A 13778-nucleotide genomic window follows, 5' to 3' on the forward strand; every position below is an offset into this window, starting at 1 on the left:
TTTATATCCTGACAAACGTCAGATTACAAATCTATTGGCCATAAATCGCATATATTAAGCAAATTAAATTCTAATTTAGACTAAATTGACATCTATTACCTTATTTCAGATAAATATCATACAATTCAAACCACTTACGTTCATCTAACTAATAGTATCCCTTTGACTTCATCCTAAAGCATTAGCCTGAAAGTTATCGACGGTCTTACAATTCACACTGAAAATAAACGGAATTTAACCTGCTAAACATCAATATATTTCCTAGCATTCTTCTACGGGACAGCATCAGAATACCTATGACGATTACGGCACATAACTATAAAGATAAGGACCTTAAGCTACTCTTAGATGACCTTGAATATGCAGAAAAGTGCACACCTAAAAGCGCGCACATCAACGTTACCCTCCAACTTCAGTTAAATTACTGTTTGCCGAAAGATCAATATTAAGACTGTAAAAAGCGCTGTTAGGAACGCAGGCAAATAAAATTGGGATTACTCGATATTAAGTGATAAGTTCGGCTAACAGGACGTTAATCGAATTGAATCAGGACGTAAAGCTTACCTACAGAAATAAAAAAGCCCTGAAGGATCAGGGCTTTTCTGTTAGCACGTTATCAATAATTAGATACGTGCAGCTGGGATAGTATGCGCGACACTCAAGTCATCAGTCGGTGGCGTGAAGGTAGTCAAATCAATACCCTCAACCGCTTCTTTGTACTCTTCTAACGTCGGGAAACGACCTAGAACACAAGATAGTACAACCATTGGGGTAGACCCCAGTAGAGACTCACCTTTCTTCTCTGCAGTATCTTCTACAACACGACCTTGGAAAAGACGCGTAGAAGTAGCCAATACAGTATCACCCGCTTCTGCTTTTTCCTGGTTACCCATGCATAGGTTACATCCAGGACGCTCCAGATACAGAATGTTTTCATACTTGGTACGTGCTGCTTCTTTTGGATGAGCATCAGAGAATTCGAACCCGGCGAATTTCTCCAACAACTCCCAATCACCTTCAGCTTTCAGCTCATCAACGATGTTGTAAGTCGGTGGCGCAACAACCAATGGTGCTTTAAAGGTCACAGGACCTTTCTTCTCTAGGTTACGTAACATTGCAGCGATGATCTGCATATCGCCTTTATGAACCATACAAGAACCAACGAAGCCCAGATCAACCTTACGGCCATCGTAGTATGAAGCAGGACGAATCACATCATGAGTATAACGTTTAGAGACATCATCATTGTTGACGTCTGGATCAGCAATCATTGGCTCTTCAATTACGTCCAGATCAACAACAAGCTCAGCGTAGTATTTAGCGTTATCATCTGGAGCCAGAGCAGGCGCTTCACCAGATTTCACTTCAGCGATACGCTTGTCTGCTAGGTCAATCAGCCCCTGCAGCATGCGAGCTTCGTTATCCATACCTTTATCGATCATAATCTGGATACGAGACTTAGCCAGCTCCAAAGACTGGATCAGCGTGTCATCAGTGGAGATACAGATAGAAGCTTTCGCTTTCATTTCTGCTGTCCAATCAGTGAAGGTGAACGCTTGGTCAGCTAACAGCGTACCAATCTGTACTTCGATAACACGGCCCTGGAATACGTTTTCGCCAGCGAATTTCTTCAGCATTTGTGCCTGAGTTGCATGTACGATATCACGGAAATCCATGTGAGGCTGCATCTTGCCTTTGAAGGTAACCTTCACAGACTCAGGAATTGGCATAGCCGATTCACCGGTTGCCAGTGCAATCGCAACCGTACCAGAATCAGCACCGAACGCTACACCTTTAGACATGCGGGTGTGAGAGTCGCCACCGATGATGATTGCACGGTCGTCAACTGTAATGTCGTTTAGTACTTTGTGAATCACGTCAGTCATGGAGTGATAAACGTTTTTCGGATCACGGGCTGTGATTACGCCGAACGCGTTCATGAACGCCATCAGCTTAGGCGTATTTGCCTTCGCTTTGTTATCCCATACAGAGGCAGTGTGACAACCAGACTGGAAGGCACCATCCACACTTGTAGATATCGTAGAAGCGGCCATCGCTTCAAGTTCCTGACAGGTCATAGGACCCGTAGTGTCCTGAGAACCAACAATGTTCACTTTAACCCGAACATCAGAACCTGCGTGTAAAGGAGTAGAAGACGCTACACCTACTGCGTTGCGGTTAAAGATCTTCTCAACAGCCGTTAGGCCTTGGTCTTCGATAGAGATCTCTTTAGATTGCGCGTAAACAGCAGGCGCTTCTACACCTAAAGTTTCAGCTGCGAACGTTTGCAGTTTCTTACCGAAAGTTACCGCGTAAGAACCGCCAGCCTTCATGAATTCTACTTTTTGAGGAGTGAAAGCATCCGCTATGTCGGCCAGTTCTTTGTCGCCGTTGTACAGTTTCTTAGCTTTAGTATCGATCGTCAGAACAGTACCTGTAGCGACAGAGTATGCTTCTTCCAGTACAGGGTCACCATTTGCGTCACGAACAATCTCGCCGTTTGCGTCAGTTTTCTTAACCCAGTTCTTTAAATCCAGACCAATACCGCCAGTTACACCAACAGTCGTAAGGAAGATAGGTGCGATACCGTTAGTACCAGCAACGACCGGACGGTTGTTGATGTATGGAATGTATGGAGAAGTTGGCTCACCTGCCCACAGTGCCACGTTGTTTACACCCGACATACGGGAAGAACCTACGCCCATTGTGCCCTTTTCAGCGATCAGCATCACTTTAGCGTTAGGGTGCTTCTTACCCAGTTCAACGATTTCTTGCTGAGCTTCTGGGGAGATCATGCACTTGCCGTGTAGCTCACGGTCTGCACGCGAGTGAGACTGGTTACCAGGAGAAAGAAGGTCAGTAGATATATCACCTTCAGCGGCAATATAAGTAACAACGTCGATCTTCTCTGGGATATCATCCAGCTTGGTGAAGAATTCAGCTTTTGAGTAACTTTCCAAGAGCTCTTTAGCGATGGCATTACCCGCTTTGAAAGCATCAGCCAGACGAGCGTAGTCTGCGTCATACAGGAATACCTGAGACTTCAGAACTTCACCCGCAGCTGCCGCCTGAGCATCGTCAGACAATGCGATATCCAGCAATACTTCAACAGAAGGACCGCCTTTCATATGAGATAATTGTTCAAGCGCAAATTCAGGAGAGATCTCTGCAACTGTTTCTGTGCCCAGAGCAATATCTTTCAGGAAAGCCGCTTTAACGACAGCCGCTGGAGTCGTACCCGGTAGCGTGTTGTAGATGAAGAAGTTCAAAGATGCTTCGCGATGCTCATTACCAACGTCTTTAATCTGGGCAATGATTTCAGAAAGTAGCTCAGCACTATCAATCGGTTTGGGATTCAGGCCAAGGTCCTTTTTGCGAACCTCTATTTCTTCTAGGTAGTCAGAATAATAACTCATAGCGTAAAGCGTCTCGTCTCAATTAATTCTAATTATGAATCAGTCACATATTATAAGGAAAAAGCGACAAACAGCTCAATGAAAACAATTTAAATAAAGCTTATAGTCGATATAAATAAAATAAATACAAGTAAAATCAGATAGTTAAAGATGGTATACATTGGTTGTAGGTACATATGTTTTTTTACAGATATTGCCGCCCCGCCCCCTTATTGAGAACAACAATCATTTAAAACGTATTTGATTTTTAGGATCGCCCAAGGTGAGTCAACCAATATCTGTTATAGAATCGATTAACTAGCTCTCGTATCTATAGTTAATACCTAATACTTAAGCTCCATTAATCATACTCGAAGCAGTCTAACTGAAACGCTGCCGATCACTTAAACATAGATAGGTTTTCGCCCACCAGCCATGCAAGCCTTTTTATTATCGGCTTTAATTTAGAGACAGAGACAGAGACAGAGACAGCTTATCTATGCCGGTTTACCCCTTAACCCTTTTTCGCTCTAGTAAATAGCATCACAGTCACACAACAGTATATAAATACGCCTAACACCACGTGGAAATTTTTTAAAACCTCTACATTTACTAGCAAATAGTCGTAGATTGTATGTAATTATGCCAAAAAGATGCCTACAACACTTGTTTTAAGCAACTCATCGTCTAACATTGTCGACAATCTAAATAAAGCAATAATTTATGTTGCAGGTAACAAGGGTTCGTTTGACGGCCAACTAAACAACTGACAAGAAAACCGAGCAACTTCGACACTGACCGGAGTCTCGTGCAAGAAAAGTTGTAGAGCCAGCAACATCCGATCTGCGTGAGGTATACAATATGACAAGCCCAATCAATTTTGATCCATCCTGTTCCATTAAAACACTCCCCGGAACAACACTCAGCTACCATAGTCTTCCAGATACCGCTGAATTATTTGGCATAAACCTTAATGAACTTCCGTTTTCTCTCCGCCCTATATTGGAAGGTATCGCCCGAAACGTTGGCCAAAACGGCATAACCGCAGAGCAGGTTCAGGCACTTGGAAGTTGGGCAGAAGACCAAGGCAAAAAACCGATCGAAATTCCTTTCACTGCAGGTCGCGTCCTTATGCACGACCTGAGTGGCACCCCTGCCATTGTGGATTTTGCAGCTATGCGCTCAGCTGTTCAGCGCATGGGCATGGATCCAGCCATCATTGAACCTTTAGTTCGTGCAGATCTGGTTATCGATCATACGGTTACAATGGACAATACAGGCAGCCCAGCATCCCTTAGAATCAATGGAGAACTAGAAGCTACCAGAAATAAAGAGCGTTATGCATTTTTGAAATGGGGCGCACAGGCATTTGATACCATCAGAATAATCCCCCCACAAACCGGGATTGTTCATCAGGTCAACCTAGAGTATTTAGCACAAGGTTATCTCGACATTAATGGGCTGATGGTTCCGGATACACTCATTGGTATGGATAGCCATACACCAATGGCTAACGCCTTAGGTATTGTTGGCTGGGGCGTTGGCGGCATTGAAGCCGGAGCTTCCATGCTTGGCCAACCTATGCAGATGCTAGCACCCGAAGTAGTGGGTGTTGAGCTTACTGGCGCATTAAGGGAAGGCGTCACTGCAACAGATTTGGTACTGACGATCACTGAGATGTTGAGAAAATATCCAGCAGGAGTTGTTGGAAAGTTTGTTGAATATATCGGTGAAGGGTGTGCAAACCTTTCCCTGCCTGACCGTGCCACCATCGCCAACATGTCGCCAGAATATGGCGCAACCATGGGCTTTTTTCCATTTGACGAAATCTCTGCCGAGTATCTAAGAGCAACGGGTAGAGATGGCGATCTACCACTTGCTTTTTATAAAGCACAAAATATGACGTGGACGCCGGGACAATCCTTGCCTCGCTACACTGATCTTCTGCAGTTAGATCTATCCACTGTTGAACCTTCGGTGGCTGGCCCTAAAAGACCTCAAGACAGACTACCACTGGCTGAACTTGGCAACGTTTTCAAAAAAGCGGCAACTGAAGGCGATCGTACGCCTGAAGTGATTAACGTGACACCAATGAAAGCAGATGAAACAGGCATTTTCGCCCCCCTTCCTGAAAGAGAGTTAAAAGACGGCGATATCCTAATAGCAGCGATTACGTCCTGCACCAATACATCCAACCCAAGCTTATTGATTGCAGCTGGCTTGCTTGCCAAAAAAGCCAATGACCTTGGGATGCAAGTACCTAACGGCGTTAAAACATCGCTGGCACCGGGATCTCCGGTTGCAACCGACTTTTTAACGAAGGCAGGACTACAACAACATTTGGATGCACTGGGCTTTAATACTGCCGGTTACGGGTGCACAACCTGTGTGGGTAATTCTGGCCCTCTAGCGCCAAGCATTGAAGCCGCATTACAAAACCACGATATTATCGCCGCGTCTGTTTTATCCGGTAACCGGAACTTTGAAGGCCGCGTACATCCGGATGTTGATACTAACTTCCTTATGTCCCCTCCTCTAGTGGTTGCCATGGCCATTGCGGGCAATGTGAATATTGATGTGAACACTCAGCCCATTGGTCAGGATGCAGAAGGAAACAATGTTTTCCTTAAAGATATCTGGCCGAGCAATGCAGAAATCACTCAGACCATGCACGAATGCATGGATCCGAAAGCCTTTAGAGAAACCTATGAGAATTCACTCGATGGGCCTGATACTTGGCAAAACTTAACCTCTCCTACCGGTCCTGTTTATGACTGGGATCCAGACTCAACCTATATACAAGAAATCTCTTTCTTCGATGGCTTCTCACTGGAAACACCTAAAGACGCACTAAACAATATCTCAGGAGCACGCATGCTGGTGATGTGTGATGATAATACAACCACCGACCATATATCACCGGTCAGCCGTATACGTCCAGACTCCCCTCCTGGTGAGTACCTAATATCAAAAGGCGTGACAGAGAACGACCTGACATCGCTTGGGGCACGCCGAGGCAACCATCATGTGATGCTGCGCAGTATTTTCGGCAATGGCAAAGCCAGAAACCTGATGCTACCCGGCACCACTGGCGCGGTAACCCGTTATCACCCGCCTGAAGGTAAACCCACTCAAATGTCTATTTACGATGCCGCCGCCCGTTACCGTGAAGAAAACACGCCTAGCCTAGTGTTTGGCGGCAAACTTTATGGCACAGGATCCTCACGGGATTGGGCTGCTAAAGGGCCTGCCTTGCTGGGTGTAAAGGCTATTATCGCTGAAAGCTTTGAACGTATTCACAAATCTAATTTAGTGGGGATGGGTGTTTTACCCCTGCAATTACCACAAGGAGTCACACGCGCTTCTCTCAACTTGGATGGATCAGAAACCTTTGATTTAAATGGTATAAATACACTTAAACCAAGGGGATCTGTGGAGCTAACTATTCACAGAACGGATGGGACATCTCAAAAAATAGAACTGCTGTCGCGCGTCGACACCTCATCAGAACTGGATCAAATACGTCATAAAGGCATCTTACCGATGGTGTTACGCGATATTATCGCCTCGAACTCTTAACAACATAATTGGGCAACGATATCTGAGTTCAGTTCGGATATGGTTGCCCTTTTTCAAAAACAGCCAGAGACGGACTCCGCGCCTCTACTGCTATTCCTATGCAGATACTAATTGCGATAAAACTCAGACACAAAAAAGGCCTGTTTAAACAAACAAGCCTTCGGTAGATATTAACGCAACGTTAAAGATCAGGAAGGACCTGATGCGCAAATAACTCATCAATCTCATTTCGATTACTGCACTCTAACACCCTATGAATAACGTCCGGCGTTAAATGTGGTGCGAAGCGCTGAATAAACTCATACATATAACCTCTCAAGAAGGTTCCTTTCCTAAAACCAATTTTGGTGATACTTGGCTCAAACAAGTGACTGGCATCCAAACGCACAAGATCACTATCCTGCTTCTCATCAAACGACATTGTCGCAACAATACCTACACCTAGACCTAGCCGGACATAAGTTTTAATCACGTCCGAATCAACCGCGGTGAACACCACTTTAGGATCTAAGCCTTCATTTACAAATGCCTCATCCAATTTAGAGCGTCCCGTAAAGCCAAACACGTAAGTCACTATAGGATGTTCAGCTAAATCAGCTAAAGTTAGCTTAGAAATCTGCGTAAGTGGATGGTCTTTAGGCACAACAACAGAACGATTCCAGCGATAACAAGGCATCATAACAAGATCACTGAAATGCGACATCGCTTCCGTAGCTATAGCAAAATCTACAGTACCATCCGCAGCCATTTCAGAAATCTGCATCGGTGTACCTTGATGCATATGCAAAGACACATCAGGATACTCTTTCATAAAACTGGTAATAGTTGGAGGTAAAGCATAGCGAGCTTGGGTATGCGTAGTCGCCACATCCAAACTACCTTTACGCTCATCACTAAACTCTTGCGCAACCTGCTTAATACTTTCAACTTTCTGCAGAATCTCTCCCGCAACAGATAAAATAGCCTGCCCCGCAGGGGTAACCCGAGTCAAATGCTTACCGCTGCGCGCAAATACTTCAACACCCAATTCATCCTCAAGAAGACGAATCTGCTTACTAATACCAGGCTGGGAGGTATATAAAATCTGAGCTGTCGCCGAGACATTTAAGTCATGACGGGCAACTTCCCAGATGTACCGCAGCTGCTGCAATTTCATTAAGCACTCCCAAAAACAACAACACAGCTTATGTCTGTGTCATAAGAAATTTAACGTTATTATAACAGTTTAGAATAAATTCAATAGATCAGAAAGCAAGAGCGATAAGAACTATCCTCGCGCATTCAATCGCCTGATTTCCTCATCCTGAGCAATAATTTTCTTTTCAAGACTATTGATTTTAGCCAACGACCGTACAAGTTCATCTTCTTTATCTTTGAACTGTGAACGCAAACTTGCTTCGCGCCTAGAGTGCTCAGAAGCCAAGCTAACTTGCTTCTGTCTTGCCCGCCTAACTTCTTCATCCATAATCTTAACTTTATCTTCTAATCTTTTGTTTTTATTAGATTCAGCAAGTAGTGACGAATTGATTTTTGATAATTCTCTTGTCTGTCCAGAGGTATCCTGCTTAATCTGTTTAAGCTCAGTTTCTAGACTTTTTATCTGGGTTTTCTGTGTGTCATTTTTAACATCTTTTCTAGCTAATTCAGTTTGTAAGTCATGGATATTTTTAGTCAGCGCTGATTCTTTTTTACCCACTTCATCTCTGAGCTTTTCAAGAGCGCCTCGATAATATCGCACATCAGCGTCTGCTTTACTCACCGCCTCGAGAGTGTGTCGCTGTTCCTCTTTTATACGCAAATCAAACGTACGTTTACTATCATCATAGGTTTTTCGTAAATGATTAAGTTCCTGCTCAATATTTAAACGGTTTTGCTCTTCCTGCTTCTTCTGTGACGTCTCCGCCGTCAGGTTAGCTTTCAGCACTTCAATTTCAGCTTCAAGCCCTTTAATTTGAGTATCTGCATCTTCTTTTTTATTTATTTCCGCTCTCAACCTCTCCTCTATATCACTTAAACGGCCACGCGACTCTTTAAGTGACTCATCTGCTTCTCGACGAGCCACCTCAAGCCCAACATCATGACTATGCTTATCAACACTAAGTAAACCATTCGCCTCCTGTACCGCTTGCTGCCAAAGTTTAGAAAATGACTGTGTTAGCGATTCAGGAATCTCAGGAATGCTAACATCAGCTACATTCAAAACAATACGTTCAGGTACTAAAGCCCACCACTCATGCAAATCAGTTTCTACTGTTGCTTCATCGCAACCTAAAGATTCAGATATAAGCATTGCTGTCGGCTGAAACCCAGCCAATAACAAACGATCTGCAGTTGAATATATTCTCTCTTTTAAAGCCAAATCACTCATATAAAAATAAAATCCATTAACTATTCTTGCTCTTAAAACTATTCACCGCTTTTTGAAGCTTTATTTCAAGCGGAGCCTTTATTACTTTACGACCACCCGAAGGTAGAGGGAACCGCAATTCTGCAGCATGGAGGAATAAACGATCAAAGCCATGAGTACGCATTACCTCATTCATTTCATCCGTATTATACTTCTGATCACCTACAATGGGGTGGCCTGAAAACTGACAATGAACACGAATCTGATGCGTTCTACCTGTAATGGGTCGCGCCTCAATCAAGGTTGCCTGACGACCAAATCGCTCAAGCACCTTAAACTCAGTCAATGATGCCTTACCATCAGCAGAGACTTTAACTACGCGTTCTCCCGATTTAAGCTCATTTTTCCTCAGCGGCGCATCTACTCTTCTTTTTCTTTCACTCCATGAGCCCATCACCATGGCATGATAGATCTTAGTAATACGACTTTTCTGCAAAGATTCATGCATTAACTTTAATGCGCTTCGCTTCTTAGCTAAAAGAATACAACCTGATGTATCACGATCCAATCGATGGACTAATTCCAAAAACTTAGCCTGAGGTCGCATCTGCCGAAAACTCTCAATCAGCCCTAAACTAATACCACTACCGCCGTGTACTGCAATCCCAGATGGTTTGTTTACGACGATCAGATCATCATCCTCATAAAGGACAGCGGCTTCAAGCTGATCTATCAGCTTATTACCAATTTTTGCGGGTGCTTGCTTATCCGCTAAGCGAACGGGCGGGATACGCACCAAATCATTAAGTTGTAATTTATATTCTGGTTTCACTCGTTTTTTATTAACTCTCACCTCGCCTTTACGCACAATCCGATAAATTAGACTTTTCGGCGCACCTTTTAAGGCAGTGATCAAGAAATTATCGACCCTTTGGCCTGCATTCCCTTCTGTAATTTCAACGAAGCGTACTTGATTGGTTGGCGAACTATTTTCTTGAGACATATTTATAATGAAAACCGATTAGCGAATTGATGCTGTAGTGGATAACTGCTATATTCTAGCCCTGCCGTGGTCTGTTGGCTTTATCTTTTTTCAATTGCTGTAATACAGACCCGAAAATCGCGGAAAAAAAACAAATTCTGCTGAAAAAAAGCGGCAACTATCATGAATATAAATTAAGAATAGCTTTTCACCCAGTCGGAAAAACCGGTTGGAGGTAGAGATGCGCATTAGCCAGGAACCTGCTTTTACAGCAGCAACAATTAGAAAGAAGAACATGAGGCTGATGTTTCCTCTACCGAGGACAGTTACTTTGCCGTTTGCGAAGTAACGTAAAACACATTAAATGTAAGATGCGACTCCCGCTCCAATTATATTGTTTGAGCAGCTGAAACTCTTATTGAATCAGAAGTGGTTTAAATACCCTTAGGATTTTTGATGTATATAATCGTCCAAAAGACAGGCTTCTGGAGATTCCAGAACCTCCCTGCTGCGTGAGAAGCGTTCTATAAGAGAACGCTATGAAAAGAATGCTTATTAACGCAACTCAACCTGAAGAGTTGCGCGTAGCGCTGGTTGATGGACAGCGCCTGTATGATCTAGATATTGAATCTGGATCACGTGAACAGAAAAAAGCCAACATATACAAAGGAAAAATCACTCGTATTGAACCCAGCCTTGAAGCAGCATTTGTTGACTACGGCTCGGAACGTCACGGCTTCCTACCACTAAAAGAGATATCTAAAGAATACTTCACGCAGCCACCAAGCCGCGGTTCTCGTCCAAGCATTAAAGAAGTATTAAAAGAAGGCACTGAGGTTATTGTTCAGGTTGATAAGGAGGAGCGTGGCAACAAAGGTGCTGCACTTACTACCTTTATCAGCCTTGCCGGCCGTTATTTAGTTTTAATGCCAAATAACCCTCGAGCTGGCGGTATCTCCCGACGTATCGAAGGAGATGAGCGCACCCAACTTAAAGAAGCCCTTGCCGGTGTTAATGTACCTAAACAGATGGGTATCATTGTTCGCACAGCAGGTGTTGGTCGTAGCAGCGAAGAACTTCAATGGGATTTTGAATACTTAAAAACTCTTTGGACAGCGATCACTCAAGCATCAGATGAGAAACCTGCACCCTTCTTGATCTATCAAGAAAGCAACGTTGTTATACGTGCAGTACGTGATTACCTGCGCTCAGATATTGGTGAAGTACTGATTGATGACCCTCAAGTTTTTGAAGATGCACGTAACTTCGTAAAACAGGTGATGCCTACTTATGAGAGTAAGATTCGTCTTTATGACGATCAAACTCCTCTATTCAACCGCTTCCAGATTGAAGCGCAAATTGAAACCGCATTTCAGCGGGAAGTAACCTTACCTTCAGGCGGCTCGATCGTTATCGACCCAACCGAAGCACTCGTTTCAATCGACATTAACTCTGCACGAGCAACTCGTGGCGGTGATATTGAAGAAACAGCAGTACAAACCAATCTTGAAGCAGCAGACGAAATTGCACGTCAACTTCGCCTTCGAGATATTGGTGGATTAGTGGTAATCGACTTTATCGATATGACACCGATCAAAAACCAACGAGAAGTGGAAAACCGTTTACGCGATGCCCTTAAATTAGATAGAGCACGCGTACAGATGGGTCGCATCTCTCGTTTCGGTCTACTCGAAATGTCTCGTCAGCGTTTACGTCCATCTCTAGCCGAAACACGTGGTGTTGTTTGTCCTCGCTGTAGCGGACAAGGCACGATTCGCGATACTGAGTCCCTTGCCTTATCTATTCTGCGTTTGATCGAAGAAGAGTCTGGAAAAGATAGAACTGCACAAATTAGAGCTATCTTACCTGTCACTGTAGCAACCTACTTGCTGAACGAGAAACGCCACGCGGTTCATGACATTGAAATACGCCAAAGTGTTCGCGTCGTCATTGTGCCAAATCCAAATATGGAAACACCGCATTATGAAGTTGTTCGCTTACGTGATGACAACACTGTAGCTACGACAAACGATGCAAGCTACACAATGCAACCAGAACCCACAAACGAAGATCCTATCGAAGCATCAGCAACCGCTCAAACGGTTGTTGCTCGCGAACAGGCTGCCGTTCGTAGCGTCGCACCCTCAACTCCAGCACCAGAAGCAACTCCTGCAAGCTCAAATAAACCAGCTGCAAAGCCCGCGAACAAGGCTGAAAAAGCACCGGTTCAGACAGGTATTGTGGAACGCTTAATAGGGTTTATTAAAGAGATCTTCGGCTCAAGCGAACAGCCTAAGCAAGAAGCACCTGTTAAAAAACAGGAAAGCAGCAAGCCAAAAAGCAAACGCAACAACAAGGATCGCAACGACCGTAGTGAAAATAGCCGCAACAAACGTCGTCGCCGTGATAATGATCGCAAGTCTCGAGGCACGAAAAAGCAGAATGATGAGATCATCACAGTAAAACCGGAGCCCGATGAGCCTTTACCAACGGCATCTACATCAGATGAAAAGCCTAAACGTAGACGCCGTAAACGCAAATCGGAACAAGACCGTACTGAAAATCGCAACAATGAAGAGCTTAATACAAATAGCTCATCATCTTCTGATAATGAAGAACTTCCTCGCAACCCTCGCCGTAGGGGTCGTCGTCGTCGTCCTTCTGAACGTACAGCAAACCGTTCTAATCCAGTTCAACAAGAAACAACGGTTTCTACAGCGGAAGACACAACACCGAAGACAGTAGAAACAACACCTGTTGAAGTAACTGAAGCATCGGTGGCAACGGAAACAGCTAATACATCACTTAACTCAACAGTAGAAACACCGAGTGAAGTTAACAAAACTGCTGAAGCACCTAGCGAAGTAACCGAAGCGCCAAGTGAAGTTAACGAAACTGCTGAAGCACCTAGCAAAGTAACCGAAGCACCTAGCAAAGTAACCGAAGCGCCTAGCAAAGTAACCGAAGCGCCAAGTGAAGTTAACGAAACCGCTGAAGCACCTAGCGAAGTAACTGAAGCGCCAAGTGAAGTTAACGAAACCGCTGAAGCACCTAGCAAAGTAACTGAAGCGTCAAGCGAAGTTAACGAAACCGCTGAAGCGCCAAGTGAAGTTAACGAAACCGCTGAAGCACCTAGCGAAGTAACTGAAGCGTCAAGCGAAGTTAACGAAACCGCTGAAGCACCAAGTAAAGTTAGCGAAACTGCTGAAGCACCTAGCGAAGCAACTGAAGCGTCAAGTAAAGTTAGCGAAACCGCTGAAGCGCCAAGCGAAGTTAACGAAACCGCTAAAGCACTTAGCGAAGCAACCGAAACGCCAAGTGACGTTAGCGAAACGACTGAAGCGCCTAGCAAAGAAGCGCCTCCTGTTCGTAAACGCAGAACACGCCGTGCACCTAACGACCCTCGCGAACTACGTAAGCGCCAAGAAAGTAATGCTGATAGCTAAAACCGCTTAAAGCACAAATAAAAAGCGGG

7 protein-coding genes are annotated in these 13778 nt (G+C 44.3%); 3 read left to right on the forward strand and 4 right to left on the reverse strand.

Annotated elements, in window-relative coordinates:
* The first annotated feature begins 296 nt into the window (after nucleotides 1-296).
* Nucleotides 297-449 (forward strand): hypothetical protein, encoded by a 153-nt coding sequence (locus tag A3774_RS16605; protein WP_156473677.1) that lies wholly within the window; start codon nucleotides 297-299, stop codon nucleotides 447-449.
* A 174-nt stretch (nucleotides 450-623) separates the two neighbouring features.
* Here A3774_RS16605 and A3774_RS07140 read toward each other — a convergent pair whose 3' ends face one another.
* On the reverse strand, nucleotides 624-3416 hold the full coding sequence (locus A3774_RS07140; protein WP_067865410.1) for a bifunctional aconitate hydratase 2/2-methylisocitrate dehydratase: 2793 nt from the start codon (nucleotides 3414-3416) through the stop codon (nucleotides 624-626).
* An 840-nt stretch (nucleotides 3417-4256) separates the two neighbouring features.
* Between A3774_RS07140 and acnA the strand changes: the two genes are divergently transcribed.
* Complete coding sequence (gene acnA, locus A3774_RS07145) at nucleotides 4257-6974, forward strand: aconitate hydratase AcnA (RefSeq protein WP_067865413.1); 2718 nt, start codon at nucleotides 4257-4259, stop codon at nucleotides 6972-6974.
* 181 nt (nucleotides 6975-7155) lie between these two features.
* Here the strand turns inward: acnA and cysB are convergent, their stop codons facing one another.
* The 3 genes from cysB to rluC all read right to left on the reverse strand — a co-directional run bounded on the left by cysB (nucleotide 7156) and on the right by rluC (nucleotide 10324).
* Nucleotides 7156-8130 (reverse strand): HTH-type transcriptional regulator CysB, encoded by a 975-nt coding sequence (cysB, locus tag A3774_RS07150; RefSeq protein WP_067865416.1) that lies wholly within the window; start codon nucleotides 8128-8130, stop codon nucleotides 7156-7158.
* 111 nt (nucleotides 8131-8241) lie between these two features.
* The gene (locus tag A3774_RS07155; RefSeq protein WP_067865419.1) at nucleotides 8242-9342 is read right to left on the reverse strand and encodes a DNA-binding protein; all 1101 of its coding nucleotides are present in this window, start codon (nucleotides 9340-9342) and stop codon (nucleotides 8242-8244) included.
* Nucleotides 9343-9358: 16 nt separating this feature from the next.
* Nucleotides 9359-10324 carry a 23S rRNA pseudouridine(955/2504/2580) synthase RluC gene (gene rluC, locus A3774_RS07160; protein ID WP_067865422.1) on the reverse strand — a complete coding sequence of 322 codons (966 nt, stop codon included), beginning with the start codon at nucleotides 10322-10324 and terminating at the stop codon, nucleotides 9359-9361.
* 518 nt (nucleotides 10325-10842) lie between these two features.
* Between rluC and rne the strand changes: the two genes are divergently transcribed.
* Nucleotides 10843-13749: a ribonuclease E gene (gene rne, locus A3774_RS07165; RefSeq protein WP_075107926.1), complete on the forward strand. Its 2907-nt coding sequence runs from the start codon at nucleotides 10843-10845 to the stop codon at nucleotides 13747-13749.
* Nucleotides 13750-13778 lie beyond the last annotated feature (29 nt).

Origin of the sequence: Neptuniibacter marinus (assembly GCF_001597725.1) — a bacterium.
GTDB lineage: Bacteria > Pseudomonadota > Gammaproteobacteria > Pseudomonadales > Balneatricaceae > Neptuniibacter > Neptuniibacter marinus.

Excerpts from the sequence above, each read along its gene's own strand:
- A3774_RS16605 (WP_156473677.1), top strand. The coding sequence starts at position 297 with ATGACGATTACGGCACATAACTATAAAGATAAGGACCTTAAGCTACTC.
- A3774_RS07140 (WP_067865410.1), bottom strand. The coding sequence starts at position 3,416 with ATGAGTTATTATTCTGACTACCTAGAAGAAATAGAGGTTCGCAAAAAG.
- rne (WP_075107926.1), top strand. The coding sequence starts at position 10,843 with ATGAAAAGAATGCTTATTAACGCAACTCAACCTGAAGAGTTGCGCGTA.
- rluC (WP_067865422.1), bottom strand. The coding sequence starts at position 10,324 with ATGTCTCAAGAAAATAGTTCGCCAACCAATCAAGTACGCTTCGTTGAA.
- acnA (WP_067865413.1), top strand. The coding sequence starts at position 4,257 with ATGACAAGCCCAATCAATTTTGATCCATCCTGTTCCATTAAAACACTC.
- cysB (WP_067865416.1), bottom strand. The coding sequence starts at position 8,130 with ATGAAATTGCAGCAGCTGCGGTACATCTGGGAAGTTGCCCGTCATGAC.
- A3774_RS07155 (WP_067865419.1), bottom strand. The coding sequence starts at position 9,342 with ATGAGTGATTTGGCTTTAAAAGAGAGAATATATTCAACTGCAGATCGT.